The organism is Glutamicibacter arilaitensis Re117 (assembly GCF_000197735.1).
GTDB classification, from domain to species: Bacteria; Actinomycetota; Actinomycetes; order Actinomycetales; family Micrococcaceae; genus Glutamicibacter; species Glutamicibacter arilaitensis.
In genome coordinates this window covers 738,822-755,266 of the sequence record NC_014550.1, presented here as the reverse complement: position 1 = coordinate 755,266, position 16,445 = coordinate 738,822, and the positions used below count along the sequence as shown (strand labels likewise).

17 protein-coding genes are annotated in these 16,445 nt (G+C 59.0%); 8 read left to right on the top strand and 9 right to left on the bottom strand.

The genetic code is table 11. From position 1 onward, the window contains the following. Positions 1-67 precede the first annotated feature (67 nt). The 5 genes from AARI_RS03905 to AARI_RS03885 all read right to left on the bottom strand — a co-directional run bounded on the left by AARI_RS03905 (position 68) and on the right by AARI_RS03885 (position 5,218). Positions 68-511, bottom strand: a complete 444-nt coding sequence (locus AARI_RS03905; protein WP_146041028.1) for a hypothetical protein — start codon at positions 509-511, stop codon at positions 68-70. 38 nt (positions 512-549) lie between these two features. Next, the gene (locus AARI_RS03900; RefSeq protein ID WP_013348056.1) at positions 550-1,908 is read right to left on the bottom strand and encodes a DUF3238 domain-containing protein; all 1,359 of its coding nucleotides are present in this window, start codon (positions 1,906-1,908) and stop codon (positions 550-552) included. Positions 1,909-2,219: 311 nt separating this feature from the next. Next, positions 2,220-3,080, bottom strand: coding sequence for a hypothetical protein (locus tag AARI_RS03895; protein WP_013348055.1), 861 nt, complete (start codon positions 3,078-3,080; stop codon positions 2,220-2,222). A gap of 15 nt (positions 3,081-3,095) precedes the next feature. Further along, positions 3,096-4,811: a relaxase/mobilization nuclease domain-containing protein gene (locus AARI_RS03890; RefSeq protein ID WP_013348054.1), complete on the bottom strand. Its 1,716-nt coding sequence runs from the start codon at positions 4,809-4,811 to the stop codon at positions 3,096-3,098. Beyond that, positions 4,808-5,218, bottom strand: a complete 411-nt coding sequence (locus tag AARI_RS03885; RefSeq protein ID WP_231849468.1) for a MobC family plasmid mobilization relaxosome protein — start codon at positions 5,216-5,218, stop codon at positions 4,808-4,810. Before AARI_RS03885 ends, AARI_RS03890 begins: the two co-directional genes overlap by 4 nt. A gap of 251 nt (positions 5,219-5,469) precedes the next feature. Between AARI_RS03885 and AARI_RS03880 the strand changes: the two genes are divergently transcribed. Beyond that, positions 5,470-5,865, top strand: coding sequence for a hypothetical protein (locus AARI_RS03880; RefSeq protein WP_013348052.1), 396 nt, complete (start codon positions 5,470-5,472; stop codon positions 5,863-5,865). Between the two features lie 296 nt (positions 5,866-6,161). Here AARI_RS03880 and AARI_RS03875 read toward each other — a convergent pair whose 3' ends face one another. The 3 genes from AARI_RS03875 to AARI_RS03865 are packed head-to-tail and all read right to left on the bottom strand — an operon-like array spanning position 6,162 to position 7,875. Next, positions 6,162-6,836, bottom strand: a complete 675-nt coding sequence (locus AARI_RS03875) for a recombinase family protein (RefSeq protein ID WP_013348051.1) — start codon at positions 6,834-6,836, stop codon at positions 6,162-6,164. Continuing rightward, entirely contained in the window at positions 6,833-7,576 is a 744-nt protein-coding gene (locus AARI_RS03870; RefSeq protein WP_231849437.1) for a Fic/DOC family protein, read from the bottom strand. Before AARI_RS03870 ends, AARI_RS03875 begins: the two co-directional genes overlap by 4 nt. Positions 7,577-7,629: 53 nt before the next feature. After that, a complete protein-coding gene (locus AARI_RS03865; protein WP_013348049.1) occupies positions 7,630-7,875 on the bottom strand; it encodes an antitoxin VbhA family protein in 246 nt (81 codons plus the stop codon). Between the two features lie 215 nt (positions 7,876-8,090). Here AARI_RS03865 and cmtR point away from each other — a divergent pair, with 215 nt between their 5' ends. Both cmtR and AARI_RS03855 read left to right on the top strand, forming a co-directional pair. After that, complete coding sequence (gene cmtR, locus AARI_RS03860) at positions 8,091-8,459, top strand: Cd(II)/Pb(II)-sensing metalloregulatory transcriptional regulator CmtR (RefSeq protein WP_013348048.1); 369 nt, start codon at positions 8,091-8,093, stop codon at positions 8,457-8,459. Beyond that, a complete protein-coding gene (locus tag AARI_RS03855) occupies positions 8,456-10,396 on the top strand; it encodes a heavy metal translocating P-type ATPase (RefSeq protein ID WP_013348047.1) in 1,941 nt (646 codons plus the stop codon). The genes cmtR and AARI_RS03855 overlap by 4 nt, the downstream gene beginning before the upstream one ends. A 235-nt stretch (positions 10,397-10,631) precedes the next feature. On the opposite strand, the gene AARI_RS03850 is transcribed toward AARI_RS03855, so the two are convergent. Beyond that, a complete protein-coding gene (locus tag AARI_RS03850; protein ID WP_041648435.1) occupies positions 10,632-10,898 on the bottom strand; it encodes a type I restriction endonuclease subunit R, EcoR124 family in 267 nt (88 codons plus the stop codon). Between the two features lie 335 nt (positions 10,899-11,233). Between AARI_RS03850 and AARI_RS19115 the strand changes: the two genes are divergently transcribed. The 5 genes from AARI_RS19115 to AARI_RS03825 all read left to right on the top strand — a co-directional run bounded on the left by AARI_RS19115 (position 11,234) and on the right by AARI_RS03825 (position 16,251). Beyond that, positions 11,234-11,641, top strand: coding sequence for a four-helix bundle copper-binding protein (locus AARI_RS19115; protein ID WP_038992381.1), 408 nt, complete (start codon positions 11,234-11,236; stop codon positions 11,639-11,641). Between the two features lie 277 nt (positions 11,642-11,918). After that, the gene (locus AARI_RS03840; RefSeq protein ID WP_231849435.1) at positions 11,919-13,991 is read left to right on the top strand and encodes a copper-translocating P-type ATPase; all 2,073 of its coding nucleotides are present in this window, start codon (positions 11,919-11,921) and stop codon (positions 13,989-13,991) included. 63 nt (positions 13,992-14,054) lie between these two features. After that, positions 14,055-14,564 (top strand): DUF6153 family protein, encoded by a 510-nt coding sequence (locus AARI_RS20025; RefSeq protein WP_041648432.1) that lies wholly within the window; start codon positions 14,055-14,057, stop codon positions 14,562-14,564. Between the two features lie 121 nt (positions 14,565-14,685). Continuing rightward, positions 14,686-15,291 (top strand): DUF305 domain-containing protein, encoded by a 606-nt coding sequence (locus AARI_RS03830; RefSeq protein ID WP_013348043.1) that lies wholly within the window; start codon positions 14,686-14,688, stop codon positions 15,289-15,291. A gap of 84 nt (positions 15,292-15,375) precedes the next feature. After that, on the top strand, positions 15,376-16,251 hold the full coding sequence (locus AARI_RS03825; protein WP_013348042.1) for a F510_1955 family glycosylhydrolase: 876 nt from the start codon (positions 15,376-15,378) through the stop codon (positions 16,249-16,251). The last annotated feature ends 194 nt before the right edge of the window (positions 16,252-16,445 follow it).

Sequence of the window (16,445 nt, the reverse complement as noted above, 5' to 3'; positions counted from 1 at the left end):
TTTCCAAGGGCGTCAATAAAGCTGTAGTTCAGGGGCTATCTGGTTCAGCTCACCCTTAGCGAAGGATCTACCTTTTCGTGCTGCGGGTCCGAATACGTCGATGCAATAGGTATTCAAAAAATCCCGAGGAAACAGCAAAGATCGCTACGACGATCAATCCCAGAATCGGTGACAGCATCACGCCTGATGCGTAGTCTCCCCGAGCAACATCACTTTGTCCTGCTGTCGAACTCCAGATGGGAAGACTGGCAATTACGCCAAACAGTGTCGCACCGAGGAAGACACCGATCAGATCACGCACCACGGAACGAGTCTTCTTGATCAAGGTCGGTACGGTGGCAAAGATCAAAATGGCGGTAAAAGGAACAAGAACGCCAGCCCACAACGTCGTGTACCCTAGCGGCGTAGCTTCAGACATGTATGAGATCAGATCAACAGTGAATGCAATGAGAATAAATATCGGCAGCGATAGCATCTGTGAGTTAAGACGTTCTTTAACGCAATTTTCCAACTCGTAAGACCTTTCAAAATATTATTTTTAGCTGTAGTTCAATTGATCTTCAATTTCACAGTTCGGCCGTATGCATTATTTCCGCAAGGGATAGCTAAGCAAGCGAAAGATTTCCGCTTGAGCCTGTGGATGTTGGTCCAGTTCCCACGGAGGTTGGTGCGTGCATACATTTCATGGTTCGGGACCTGAACTCGGTTGAAGCTAACTTTCATCGTGCCGGACCGGTACATTTTCACAGCGCCCGTGTAACGGATCGCTCCCGCCCCGGGGCATAAAGGGTTAGAAACTTGATGACGCATCCTCCAGTAGACGTAACTGGATGATCGCTGCATCTGTTCAGTCTTGATACCCCGTGCGCTTGCTTGCTTCTTTTTCTTGAGGTTTCCTGATTTGTCGTAACCCTTGGAAATAGAAACCTGCGCAACGTTATAGACCTTGCCACGAGACCAGTCGACTTTGATGCCAGCTACGGTTTTATAGGATTCGTAGGCTGCTCCGTTCTTCAGATTCTTCCATGACCTGTTGTTGCCGTTGTGCTTCGTAACGTTCCAGCTATTTGAAGTGACCTTGCATGCCGCAGGGACATCTACATACTTCTCAGGAATAAACGTCGTGTAGTAGAACTCGGTCCATTGATTCTTTTTCGCAGCCGCGGGAGTGGCAATAGGAATCGTCAGTTGGGTCGTCTCGTCTCCTTGTTCGGTCTCCACACCAAACATTGCAGCCGCTTCAGCACGAGGAAGCGTGATGGAGCCATTACTATTTTCACTTTTGCTCGCTGGCATAGCCACCACGATGCCAGAGGAATCGTAGGAAATTACATCTTTTACTGCGGTTCCGGCTGGAGCTGCAATGGTCACAGTTGTGGCCGTACTAGCGATAGCAAGCACCGGTTTGAAGTCAGCCGCGGAGACAACTTTCGAGGTCGCCTCCACCTCATAGCCATCTGACTCGCCGGAAACTGGGACCTCGTCAATGGGGTCATCGGGGCTTCCAAGGGTCTCCGGATCTGCCAATGGTGCGGTCTGTGTTTCAGACAGCACTTGAACTTCTACTTTTTTGCCATTCTTCGTCAAGCCTTCATAGAAGTCTTCCCCGGAACCGTCTCCATCGATCTTTTTTAAAGCAATATTTTGACCAGCTGGATCTTTCAGACTGATGCTTGATTTAGCAACGGTCATTGCGCCGAGATCCGAAAAATTAAACGGAAGAGGAGCAGGAGTCCCCACTCCTATCCCTGGTATCACACTGTTCAGAGCATTCTGATCTGAGTCGGTAGCAGTTGATGGTGCCACTAGCCGCTCCGCCCCAAATGCCGGTCCTGCGATTGCCCCTAGCATTAGAGACATCGTCACACCCCAGACAACTGTTTTCGTTCGATGCACAGAGCTGTTCATAGGTCCTCCCCTTTTTGGCTTGACCTTATATCAAGAAGCATGAATTACTGCTTTATGACTTTGAAGGAAACAGCCGCCTAGCAGGTATCCAGTAGATGAGTTTCTTCATAAATTCAATGATTCCAGAGAGCTCGAAACTTGAAATCTTAATTGAAGTACATTCAATGGACTTGGATTATCTAGAAACAGAATGATAATGAAGGTTCTGCCTACACCTATGAACATCTGAGGCTACCAGTAAGACGATTAATATTTTGGGGCAGTACCTAACAGGCACTGCCCCAAAAATTTTTTGCAAATCGTTTCTGTTCTCACCGATCCAAGCCCGATCGCTGGACTTGGGTGCCATGACCGCGGGTCTTGCGGGCCTTAGGTGCTTTGGCCTTCCCGGCACCCTTGACGGCCTCGGTGGCAGGCTTGCCCTGACTGACGTCAGCCCGCATGCGCGTGGCCACCACCTCGCGGTCAATACCCTGGGCTTCGAGACTCTGGGCGGTCCCTGCGCGCCGCTCGGCGCTGTCGTAAACGGTGCGCCCATCCTCTCTGGCACGGTCCGCCTGTGCTTCGCGCTGTTCAGCTTCGGCGGCGGCACGCACGCGTTCCTCGGGGTCCGGCTCATGTACGGCAGCAGCCCGGGATTCCTCAGCCCGGCGCTCGTCCTGGTCTGCCATGGTCATCAGCCGTTGCGCTTCGGCTCGTTCCTGCTCGGAGCGCGACTGTTCGGCGGCCGCGGCCGCCCGGTCATGCTCAGACCTGGCCAGCTCGCGTTGGACCGCCTGGCGAACTGCCTCGGGGTCCGCTCCCGCATTGTCGACATCGACCGAGTAGCGGGTGCGCAGTTCATCGCGCATTCTCTGCTCAGCTCGAACCGCTTCGGGTTCTTCCTTGGACCAGGCGCGGGCCACCTGGTACGTGTGGCCGATCTGTTCCGGTGTGGCCCGATCCCACCACTCGGCGCGATGAACATTGCTCATCTCCACCCGGGCGGCACGCTGTTCTGCGGCAAACCGGGATTGCAGCTCGCGCGCTTCCTGCTCGCTGGCCGCTTGCGCTCGACGCAATGCATCCTCGCGGGCTCTGGCCATCCGTTCGCCAATCTGCCCGGCAGCGGTGACCAGGACTCTCAATTGGCCTTCGAAGGCTTCCTCAATTCCATCTGATTCCTCGGCCATGATCGGCCCCCTTTCCTATCGTTCCGGGCCGCGGTCCGTACCCGGCTTGGTGGTCTGATGGGTCTTGGCTGGCTCGATCTTGTTGGGGATGGGTGAAGCCGCCGCGCTGGCGGGCTTACCCTGCCCAGCATGCAACCGGTCAAGCATGGCCTGCGCCTCGGGATCGAGCGTGCGCGGACGTTCAATGGTTGCCGTGGCACCGCCGTTGCCCTTGGCCGTAGTAGGCACCTGAGGCATGGCATCACGAACGCGGACCAGCCGCGCGCGAGTGTCCTCAGCCAACAGCTTCGCTTGCCGTGCTTGCTTGCCAGCCACACAGGCGTCATGCACTGCCTGGGTCAGACGCAAGAGCTGGCGCACCATTGCCGCCTGGGCGACAGTGCCCTGTCCCCCATGGGCGGCGCTAGCCAAGAGCATCGCTGTACCGGACAGGGCAACGGTGCCGGCCTTTTGGGGGCTTACGGTACGTTCATACGTTTGCGCGGAACGAGACAGCGCTTCGGCAGCGGCAGCGAGGTCTCCGGGCGTGCTCTCGGTCGCGTTAGACCAGGCGGCCAAGGCACCGGAGGTTTGGCGTGCCACGGTCGCCCAGGTGTCACGGTCATCGACTGGAACAGCGCGCAGCCGGTCCACCAGCTCACGCAGTTCAGCGTTGCGCTGATCCCACAATTCCGGATTGGGTTCGTGTGCTTCGCGGCCCGGAGCGACCACGCGGCGGCCGCGCTTCGCAGCGTTCCATTCGGCCGCGGCCTCGGTTGCTCCGGTGGGAGTATCGGGCCAGCCATCACGTAACCGTGGCAGCGTCAGATCACGGCCAAGGTGTCCCCCGCCGTACCAGATCGGCCGTTCTCCGGCCTCGGGACGTTCTGCCACCGAATAGCCAGTCACAACGTCGCTTCGTCCGTCGGCAAACCGAGCGCGAACCAGCAGACCGTCACGGCGCATGCGGCGCACGAATTCCGCTTCACTGTTACTTGCAGTCGAGGCGGCCCGCACCTTCAAAGACAGTAGGAAACGAGGCTGGTCAGTGCGCAGCTCGGCAGCGATGTGCGCCTTACGGTCGGCCCCGGAAAGGTTCTCCCACGATGGAGACTTTGTGCCCTGCTTGGCACGGGTACGTTCGTACTTTGCCCGGGCGCGGGAACGTGCCTGGGCTTCGCGTTCGGCAGGGTCATAACCGCGGGTAGCGCGTTGAGCCTGGGCAGATTCCAACGGTTCCAAACCATGCTCTACTTCAAGAGCACGCGCGGCGGCCTGCGCGCGGCGGAAGTCATTATGGACAGAGGCCTTGGTGCCATCCTCGCGGACCAGATTCACGGCCAGGTGTATGTGGTCGTTGCCGTTCTTTGACACTCCGTGATGAACGGCAACCCAGCGGCACGGTGCCTTGGTTCCTTCGTTGTCGTCGAAGCCCATGGCCTTCACGAAGTCGCTGGCAATCTCGTTCCACTTTTCATCGGACAGCGCACCTTCATCGGCACGCAGCGACAGGGAACAATGCCAGACGTGACCGCCGTTAACTTCTACCTCGTAGGCCTTGCGCGGACGGTCGAGGTGTCGAGCAATTGCCAGAGCAGCATCACGACTCAACTCAGCATCATCGTGCCAAGCCATCACGGCCGGATCACCGGCTACAAGGTGCGGTTCAGTGTGTTCATTGGAACGCCCCGGACCAGCCAGGTAAGTCATCAAACCGGCCATGCGATCACCACGCACAATGTTCGGCATCATGACAAGCTCAACCCATCAATTGCCGCATCAATACGTTCGGCAACTTCACGAACCTTAGCCAACGTTGAAACGGTAGCAGGCTGCACCTCGCCGGTGGCATTCGCATGTCGAGCGATCTGGTTCACGTTGTTGGAAATGGCCGCCAACAGACGATGCAATGCGAACAGTTCCGCCATCGCCTGCTTTCGTTCCGTGGGAGTCTCGGACGCCTCCGATGCCAGAGCCGACTCAACGAGGAGGCGAGGGATGGTCACGTGCTGCGCCTCGGCCAGCCGAAGCAGCATGCCTTCTTCCTCCGGCGTCACCTTCACCTTGTGATGGTGCTGCCGACCGCCTTCGACGTTGGCACGACGTCGGCGCGCGAACAAGCGACCTGCGGGAGTCTGTTCGTCACCCAACCCGATCACCTTCTTTCGGCCCAACGCAGCGACCCCGCCCTGTGCGGGGACCACACTTCCAGTGTGCCCCATCCTCGACACGAAGTCGAGGACAAAGCGACTTAGGAAACCTAAGTCTATAGCTTGCTCCGTTCCTCCGTTCGGGAAACCGTTTCCATTTTCTCGCGTTGGCAGACGCGATCGGTTGCGGCTCCGCCGCGACTTCTACTTTACGCCGACGAAACATCGACGCGCCCGTGCATCTTCCGTACGATGAAAGCATGGCTAAGGAACCGAGTATTGAAGAAGCAGTGGAGCGCGCGCGGCGTGCCCAGGAAGATCGAATTAGCGCCATCCGCTTGGTTGGAGAAGCGCGCCAAAGTCTCGCAGATGTGCGCGAGGAGACGGCCCGAGAACTTGCCGAGCTTCAAGCCCAAATTGCGAAACGAGTTGGTGATGCCGAGCGCGAGGACGTCAAGGCGTTCAACGCCGCAATAACGGCCGGATGGTCAGTCGAGGAGTTGCGGAAAATCGGCTACGCCGAGCCGGACAAGAAGGTTCGCGCCCGTCGCCGTTCCACACGTAAAACTGGGCAGAAGTCTGCCGCGCAGACCGATTCAGTTTCCGATGAAAAAGACGCCCCACAGGGCGTCGAAGAATCATCGTCGGGTTCGTAATCTAGCCCCCTGACCACCTGTGGACGGCACAAGATATTTCCTCCGGTCTTGTCCCGCCCACAAGTGGACAGCGGGACCCTGGCTGACCGCCCGCACACCGGCCGCAAGTCACCTTTACGTCGATATGTTGCAGTGAGAATATCGCGGCCCGTGCACGGTCTCGGTGGTGGTGGTTCCCCTCCCCCCGATGCCCAAATGATTGCACACCACAGACCCCCGTCAAGGGCGCTTCGCGTCACTGCGTGATGCGGCTACGCCGCACCCTGGACGGGGGTCTGTGGTGTGCAGGTCGGCATTTATCGGGGGGAGGCAGAAGTTTGGTCTGAACCGTCAAGCGGTGCCCCGTCGGGTACGTGATCGGACAGGACTCCATCAACAATCGAGGTGAACGCTGCGCGTTCATCTTCGATGCGGGCCAGTGCCCGGGACACGGACGACGACCCGACACCGAGCACCTTGGCGATGTGCGCGATACTCTGCCCCTCGGCGCGCATTTTCACCGCGGCTTCGGTCCGCTCCACTGTCATCACCGACGGGCGTCCGCCGACACGGCCCTGGGCTCGCGCGTGGGCCAAACCGCGCCGCGTGTTTTCTCGAATCGTCGAGATGCGAAGCTGGGCCAGCACGGCCATGATGCCCACAATGGCCTCACCCATAGGCGTGGACGTATCAACATCCAGGAAGGGCTCGGTAAGGCTCTTAATGTGTACGCCGCGGCGGCCCAAGTCCCGGATGATTTCAATCGCCATCAGTTCGCTGCCCGCGATGCGATCTAGCGCGCGAATGATGAGGGTATCGCCATCCATCAGATGGTCCAGGCAGGCGATCCACTGCGGCCGGTCCTCGAACCGGCTGGACTCACCGTGATCAACATAAACGCGGGCTGCCCCGGCCGCTCGCAGCTCCGCTTCCTGGGCCTCGGGATTCTGTTCCCTGGTGCTCACCCGCGCGTATCCAATAACATGGCTCATCGTCCTACTCCTGGTCCGTTGGTGCCATAGCCGCGCCCAGGCCGAGCAGTGCCGCGGGGCGGGGACTGCTGCCCCGTAGGAGCGCTCCGGCTCGGTGTCTTGGGATAACTGGCGCTCAGTGGTGAGTGGGCCAGTGCCGCCGGGTCGACCCCTGGCGTTGCCGTCGCAGTCCGCTCAACCGCGATGTGCCGGAACACCGGCACCAGCGAATCAGGAACCACGTCGTACTGGCCAATATCCGGGCGGCTGAACTCTGACGCCTGGTTCCACACCTGCGGGCTCACCCGCGCATAATCCAACGTAAAACCGGACTGTTGGGCCACATGTTCCAGGAACACTTTTGAGGAGCGCCCATTGCCTTCCCGGAATGGATGGGCCTGATTCACATGAGCGAAAACATTGGCCGCCGCAACACCGAACTGCTCACGGTCCAACCGGCCCCAATCGGTCTGCGCCACCAAACGCTGAGCATCAGCCAGGTAGCGATCGATCTCGCCCGAATACACATCAGCAAAGCCGCGCATCGTTCCGCTCTTAAGCATGTTCTGAGTGCGGTACTCCCCCGCCCACTCATAAACGTCCTGGAACAAGTGCCGATGGATCGCACGCAGGTGCTCAGCATCGTACGAGTGAGCAACCAGGGAGGGATCAGCGTTGAGCTGACGCTGTCGCCAAGCAGTGCGACCATACTCTTTCTGGGCCAACACCGCCGGGTCACGCTCACCAAGCAGATTCCGCATCGTCGTATGATCCGGCGGAGGATAGAAATACGACTCCCAAGTATCAAATTCCGTCACTTAGCCACCACATGAGCACCGGACCGATGACGCTCAGCCGCCGCGTCAACACGACGCAAATACTCCGCCTCATCGATCACGCCACGGGCCTCGTCAGTCAAATTCTCAACGTCCTCGCGGTTCGGAACCCATCCCTCATGCCAGGCCGCAGCCAGCGACTGCCGAACCGCATTGCGCTGGTTAGCGTCGAGCTGCGCAAACAGTTCCGGCCACCGTTCCTCAATATCAAACTTCTCGGCCATCACCGGCTCCTTCCAAGAAAATCGTCCTACTCCATTTTACCAAATCGCCCGAAAACGGTATATAGATAGTTTCGGTTGGTTTTGGTTCCGGGCATAAGTTTCGGGCCGCCTCGCCGCAGCGTGTCACTGGAAAAGTGAGTGCCAGGCAAGACGACCCGAAAACGACCGATTTTGGGCGGTGCCACTAGTACATCAAGTGCTGTACAGTACATCGTATGATGAACATTGAATCACGGATCGCTGCGATGAACCGGCTTGGCCGTGCCATGGCCGACCCCACCCGGTCACGCATCCTCCTGTCCTTGCTGCACGAACCCGGATACCCAGCGGAACTTGCCCAAATCTTGGGGCTGAGCCGTGCGAACGTTTCAAACCATCTGACCTGCCTGCGCGGCTGCGGAATTGTCGTGGCGAAAATGGAAGGCCGCAAAACCCGGTACGAAATCACCGATCCTCACCTCACCACCGCCCTGAGCGCCCTGGTTGACGTGACGTTGGCCGTCGATGATCAAGTACCTTGCCTGGACTCTTCCTGCCCTGACTGCGCCACCAGCGCCGATCGAGAACACGAGGAGCAAGCATGAGTTCCGCCTGCGGTTGCGATTCACCGGAACCCACCGAAGAATTCGAAGAGGAACTGCCCTGGTGGCGGGATTGGCACGTGCTCGTCCCCATAGCCTCAGGCGTTTTCTTCCTCGCTGGGCTCGTCCTTGAATGGAGCACCCACGGCGAAAGCGCCGCCATCGTGGCCTTGGTGCTGTTTTGGATCGGCCTACTGCTGGGCGCTTTTACCTTTGTTCCCGGTGCCCTTCAAAAACTGTTCACGAAACGGAAACTCGGCATTGGGCTGCTGATGGCCATCAGCGCCACCGGCGCGGTCATCCTCGGCTATGTCGAAGAAGCCGCAGCCCTGGCATTCCTGTATTCCATTGCCGAAGCCCTGGAAGACAAAGCCATGGACAGGGCACGCTCGGGCCTGCGCTCTTTGTTGAAGCTCGTCCCGGAAACGGCCACCGTCATCCGTGACGGCATACCGGTCACAGTCAGTGCTGCAGAGATCAAGATTGGCGATGCCCTGCGCGTGAAGCCTGGTGAACGCTTGGCAACCGATGGCGTGGTCAGCCAAGGATCAAGCAGCTTGGACACCTCCGCTATCACGGGGGAATCAATTCCCGTGGAAGTAACCGTAGGCGACCAGGTTGCTGCTGGTTCCATCAATTCATCCGGCGCGCTAGTAGTCACTGCAACGGCAAACGGCACGGACAACTCCCTGACCACGTTGGTGAGCCTGGTCGAGCAAGCCCAGTCGGAACGTGGCGAACGGGCACGGCTCGCTGACCGCATTGCCCGCCCGCTGGTTCCCGGTGTCATCGTCCTGGCCGTACTGGTTGCTGTGCTTGGAGCGATCTTCGGCGATCCCGAAACCTGGATCACCCGCGCACTGATCGTGCTGGTCGCAGCCTCGCCTTGCGCGATGGCCATCGCCGTTCCTGTCACCGTTGTTTCCGCCATCGGAGCTGCCAGCAAGTTCGGTGTCATCATCAAAAGCGGAGCAGCCTTCGAACGGCTTGGTTCCCTGCGCCGCATCGCGGTAGATAAAACTGGAACACTCACACGCAATCAGCCAGTGGTCACGCAAGTCCAGACCGTTGATGATGCGACTCGCGAAGAGGTGCTCGCCGTTGCTGCCGCCCTGGAACAGCACAGCACCCACCCTCTAGCTACGGCCATCACCGCAGCAGTACCCGCGATCCCGGAGGCAGCGGCGGTTAACGAAGAGCCAGGACACGGCATTACCGGCGTCCTGGATGGTGTTCAGGTCGGGGTCGGCAGTCCTCGATGGATTGCCCCAGGATCGCTTGCTTCCGCTGTTGAATCCATGGAGGCCTCCGGGCAAACCTGCGTCATGGTCACCCGTGCAGAGCAGGTCATTGGCGTGATCGGCGTGCGCGATGAACTACGCCCTGAAGCGGCCGAGGCAATTCGAGACCTGCATAACCAGGGAATCGACGTGGTGATGCTCACCGGCGATAACTCCCGTACTGCCCACGCGCTGGCTTCAATCGCCGGTATAGACACCGTTCATGCCGAACTGCGACCTGAAGACAAGGCCCGTGAAATCGCTTCGTCGGTGCAGCAGGTTCCTACAGGGATGATCGGTGACGGGATCAACGATGCCCCTGCCTTGGCTAGCGCTACCGTGGGGATTGCGATGGGCGCTACCGGTGCCGATGCCGCCATAGAATCAGCCGACGTAGCCTTCACCGGCCATGACTTGAGACTGATCCCGCAAGCCTTGTCCCATGCCCGACGGGGCCGAGCGATCATGAATCAGAACATCGTCCTGTCAATGGCGATCATCGTTGTCCTGCTGCCCTTGGCTATTACCGGAGTGCTTGGATTAGCCGCGGTAGTGCTGGTTCACGAGGTCGCAGAAGTCATCGTGATTGCCAACGGCCTTCGCGCTGCCCGTATCCACCGCAAGCAGCTCACCCAGCAGCCGGGCAACGTCCTGCATTAGCGCTGGTTTCGTTGCCGTTGAAGGCGGGGCACTATTTCCACCGGGAAATTAGCGCCCCGCCTTCAACCATCTAAAACCAAAGTGGGTGGTGCTGTGCGATGCTCCATTTTTAACGGTGATAAACCGCCAATTGAAACTAACAGTCATACGCCGGGGATTCCTGGTTCTTGGTTGTCTGGTCAAAAACGATCGATTATGGGACGGTCAGTGCGCCACCGTCCGACCTCAGCCATCCCTATCTTTTCGAGACCAACCCAAAGAACCTCTCAAAGAACTCCCCAAGCTTCTGCACCACCCGCCGTTTCTTCTCCCCATGGTTCTTCTCCTTTGAAAAACGAGACACCGGAGGCAAGACCTTGGTGATCGCTGTTCCCGAGGCCCGAATGCTTCCCTCACGGAACGCAGCATCGATGAACTGGGCTGTTTCTTCCGGCTTCAAATTCTCCACAGCGATGATCTCGCCCAGTTCCTTCTCCCGCTGGGCTTCCAAGTATGCAGTCACCGGACCCTGGACCCGAGAAGCTATATAGTTGCAAATTTCTTCTTCCTCGGCACCAAGATTTACGGTTCTTGGCGGTGCTTAAGCTGACCGGTGGTACTGCTCGTGGACTCGATCCATAACCTTTCCGATACCCCGGCAGCAGACATACTCACTCTTGGAAACGATGCTGCATTAACGGTAAGGAAACGGCTATGCGCCATCGCTGAAATTTGTGTATCCGACGCTCATGCGGGGTCGTGTTTGTTGCGCTACTGTACAAGTTGCTTAAAGGCTTCAGTTCACGATCTCAAAGTGGTAGCGTCCGCGGTATCCATCGAGACTAAGGAGCAAAATCAATGAGTCACATCATCTCCATGCTGAAAACCCACCCCAACAAACCCAATGACCCGGTCCTTCAGAAGCTTGCGGACTGTATCGCCGCCTGTTTCGAATGCGCCCAGAGCTGTACCGCGTGTGCCGACGCGTGCTTGGCCGAAGACATGGTCGCCGAGTTGCGTCTCTGCATCCGGACCAATCTCGACTGCGCCGATATCTGCAACGCCACCGTCAACGTTCTGACTCGCCAAACCGGCCAGAACCCATCGGCAGTCAAGGCAATGCTTGAAGCCTGCCGGACAGCCTGCCAGCAGTGTGCCACCGAATGCGAGAAGCATGCTGGCATGCACGAGCATTGCCAGGTCTGCGCTGAAGCTTGCCGCCGGTGCGAAAAAGCTTGTGCCCTGCTGTTGGCGGCCATCGGCTAAGCGTCTGTTGTTGGGCACGAGTGGACAGATGAGTCTTGCCAGAAAACTCGATTTATACCCCCTTGGGGTATATTCTGAACCTACGCGGGACTTAACGGGCGGTTGCCCCCAGTGTTAGGGCCGGCGTATTCAGACGAGAATTCGAGGCCGCCCTCGGGGGTCCAGGAGGGAAGCCATCATGAACCACGCACCGGAGAACCGGGAACACGGCCACTCAGTCTCCCCTGGACACGGGGGTCGCACTCTCGCATCCAAAGACAGTCACACGGGACACCCGATGTCTGAACAGCCGACTCATGGCCAGGCGACGCCGGCTGGCCATGCGCATTCGGCAGTTGACGATGAACACGCCGTCCACAGCCACGGCGAGCACGCAGGACACAGTACCGCGATGTTCAAGAATAAGTTCTGGTTGAGCCTGGCACTCTCAATCCCGGTGGTAATTTTCAGCCCGATGTTCGCCCACCTCTTCGGCTATCAGATCCCGGACTTCCCCGGCGCCGTCTGGATCGCTCCGGTGCTCGGATCGGTGATCTTCTTCTACGGAGGACTGCCCTTCCTGAAGGGCGGCTGGAAAGAACTGCGCAGCAAGCAGCCTGGAATGATGCTGCTGATCACGCTGGCAATCACTATCGCCTTTCTCTCCTCGTGGATCACCACGCTAGGCATCGGCAACTTCAACCTCGACTTCTGGTGGGAACTGGCCCTGCTGGTAGTGATCATGCTTCTGGGCCACTGGATCGAGATGCGCGCCCTAGGCTCGGCGCGCGGCGCACTAGATGCTCTGGCAGAACTGCTACCTGATGAAGCCGAACGCGTCACCGCAGAGGGCACGGACACAGTACGAATCAGCGATCTATCCGTCGGCGATATCGTACTGGTCCGCTCCGGTAGCCGACTGCCTGCTGACGGGGAAATCACCGAAGGCCAAGCGGAACTGGACGAATCGATGATCACCGGCGAATCCAAGACCGTACCGCGAGGTCCCGGAGACAGCGTAGTGGCCGGCACTGTGGCCACGGACAGCTCCCTGCGCATCAAGGTGGCAGCCGTCGGGTCAGATACCGCTCTAGCCGGAATCCAGCGTCTGGTCTCTGAGGCCCAGGCCTCCTCCTCGAAAGCCCAAGCGCTAGCGGACCGTGCAGCGGCTTTTCTGTTCTACTTCGCTCTTAGCGCCGGCATCATCACTTTCCTCACCTGGGTGCTCCTGGGCAGTCCCAACGAGGCGGTTATCCGCACCGTCACCGTTCTGGTCATCGCCTGCCCGCACGCACTGGGCCTTGCCATTCCACTGGTCATCGCGATCTCCACCGAACGGGCGGCACGGGCTGGAGTGCTGATCAAGAACCGCATGGCCTTGGAACGGATGCGCACCATCGATGTGGTCCTCTTCGACAAAACCGGCACTCTAACTCTGGGCCAGCCTGCTCTGACCGGCATTTCCACAGCCCCTGGTCTCAGCGATAACGACTTGCTGGCACTGGCGGCCGCAGTTGAGGCGGACAGCGAACATCCCTCGGCCCGGGCTATCGTCGCAGCGGCCCGGGCCCGAGACATCCGGATTCCGACTGCTACCGAATTTACCTCGCTGACCGGGCGTGGCGTGACCGCCAACGTCGGTGGAGCCGACATCATGATCGGCGGACCGAACTTGCTTGACTCCCAAGCCCTGACGATCCCGCGAGAACTGCAGGAGCAGACTCAGCCTTGGGTCGAGCGAGGCGCCTCCGTACTCCACGTGGTTCGTGCTGGGCAAGTGATTGGTGCCCTGAGTTTGGAAGATGAGATCCGCGCCGATTCCCGCCAGGCCGTTGCCGCGTTGCAGTCCCGGGGCCTCAAAGTCGCGATGATCACCGGTGATGCGCAGCAGGTCGCCGAAGCAGTGGCTGGAAAGCTGGGCATCGACGAGGTCTTCGCCCAAGTCCTGCCCCAGGACAAGGATAAGAAGGTTGCCGAGCTGCAGGCCCGCGGCCTGAAAGTGGCCATGGTCGGGGACGGGGTCAACGACTCCCCAGCACTGGCTCGGGCCGAGGTTGGCATTGCCATCGGTGCCGGCACCGATGTGGCAATAGAATCGGCGGGGGTTGTCTTGGCCGGCAACGACCCGCGGGCGGTGATGTCTATGCTGGAACTATCCAGAGCCAGCTACCGCAAGATGATCCAGAACCTGGCGTGGGCCACCGGCTATAACGTGATTGCGGTCCCGCTGGCTGCCGGAGCACTGGCGTTTGCTGGGGTGTCGATCTCTCCGGCCATCGCAGCGATCCTGATGTCTCTGTCCACCATCGTGGTCGCGCTCAACGCCCAATTGCTGCGACGCATCAATCTCGATCCAGACACCATACATTAATCACATTAGACCAGTTTCAAGCGCTTTCTTTTGTCGGGCACAGGATGCGCCAGTACCCTTGAGATGAAAACCTTCACTCTGGTGGAAAGGCAGGATGCGATGAATCAGGTTATGACGCCTCGTCGTTTCCTGTCTCTGCTTGTCCCTGCGTCGGGCAATCCTGCTGGCCGCCGCCCGGTTATTCTTATGCTGGGTTTGGCCGGAATCATCCTCGGAATCTTGGGGATGCATGTCTTAGGAGCGTCCCACCAAGCGCCAGATACTGCTGGTCTGAGCGCGGCCTCTGCGCACCAAGCAGTCTCCCACGATCACGGTCCAGCCGTAATGGCCACAGATGGGACGGTCGGTGGCGAGGCAGATAGTACCTGCTACGGGCCATGCAATGGCGAACATCATCTCATGGCTGCCATGTGCGTACTCATAGTCATTGTCCTGGCCGTCTTGTGGTTTCTTCCTAAGCGTTGGTTCATTATTCCTGGCAAGGGGCTGCGCGCCCCGCCAGTCATGCCTGCACCGGCAAACCGGTTGCCGTGGACTCCCTCACTCATCGAACTCTCTATCAGTCGCACATAAAAACGCCGGCCGCTTTCCCCATACCGGGGAGAGCTCCGGCTATTCGTGCTCACCCTTGTGTGCCGTCTTGGCCGGATATTGATGGATACCCCGTTTGAGAACACTTTGAAGGAATACCCACATGAAACGCCTGACTTCCATTTCGGCAACCGCTCTTGCAGCAGCGCTCGTCCTGTCCGGATGCTCCACCGACGCTGGCACCACCGAACCTGAAAGCACTATGTCCGGCATGGATCATGGCAGCATGCCGCCGTCGGCCTCCGATGCTGCAGCCGACCACAATAGTGCCGATGCCATGTTCGCGCAGATGATGACGCCTCATCACGAACAGGCTGTCCAGATGAGCGACATCATGCTGGCCAAGAAAAACCTGGATCCCCGGGTTACCGAGCTTGCCCAGGACATCAAAGCCGCCCAGGGGCCGGAAATCAAGAAAATGAACGACTGGCTCCAGACCTGGGGCGAGCCTATGAAGATGTCCGGAAGCCATGAGATGGACGGGATGATGACCCCGGAGGACCTTTCCAACCTCGAAGCCACCCAGGGCACCGAAGCTTCGCGGTTGTTCCTGACCCAAATGATCGCCCACCATGAGGGGGCCATCACTATGGCTGAGGACGAAGTCGCCAACGGATCGAATCCTGCAGCCGTCGAGCTGGCTAAGGATGTTGTCTCCAGCCAGGGAACCGAAATTCAGGCCATGAAGACCCTGCTAGCCGACCTCTAAAGACTCCACGTTGCCGCTGCTGCCTAGGGTGCCGACTCCCCTGACCCATCTGAGCAGCACTTCTGATTGATTCAAGGAACCACCATGCTTACACAGAACTCACTTTTGCGCGCTCGAAAACGCGCAGTCTTGTCCGTCGCCGCGCTCTCTATGGTCCTACTCACGGGCTGCACGCAGTCAATCAGCGAAGGACCCGCTGCGCAAGAAGCTGCCAGCGTCGCAGTCTTCAGCCACGTCCACGGCATGAGCGTTGACCCGGATTCCGGGCGCATCCTTTTGGCCACCCATGAGGGACTCTTCGATGCCACAGCTGACGAACCGCAGAAAATCGGGCCCACCATTGACCTGATGGGATTCGCCACCGCCGGAAAAGACGAGTATTACGCTTCCGGGCACCCGTCGGCTGAGACCGGTCTGCCCGACCCGGCGGGTTTGATCCGATCAACTGATGGCGGGTCCACGTGGGAACCGCTCTCTCTTCAAGGCAAATCCGATTTCCACGCCTTGGCCGTCACCGGCGAGAGCGTCATCGGTTTTGACGGCACACTGCGGGTGACCGATGACACGGTCACATGGAACACCATAGATGCCGGCATCCAGCCCTATCATCTCGCCGGAAGCCCGCTGTCCCAAGTCGTGCTGGCCACCACCGAACAAGGAGTACACCGTTCTGAAGATGGCGGGAAAACCTGGACCTTACCCCAAGACGCTCCGGTCCTGCTGCTGACCGCTTTTGCCAGCAAATCGGTCGCCGTCGGAGTGGAACCGGATGGTGCGGTGCAGCTCAGCCGCGATGCCGGACGCACTTGGCAAAAGACTGGTGGAGTCGTCACCGGGCAACCGGCTGCCATTGCCGCCACCGGCGACGATGGCGGACAGGTGCGGATCTGGGTGGCCACCAGTACGGGTATCTCACACTCCACGGACGACGGAGCGACTTTCACCGAGAAAACCCCATGAACCGAATAACCTCAAAGAATCCCGGCACCGGCTCACCTGTGGTCATCAGAGATGCCACAGAACAAGACCTGAGCAGGATGGCCTCGGACATGATCCGCTACCTTCCAGATGGATTATTCCCCCACTTAGGAAACCACTTCGTACGTCGTTGGATGAAAACGTTCCTCACCGAACGATTCGGGATTGCCCTTGTC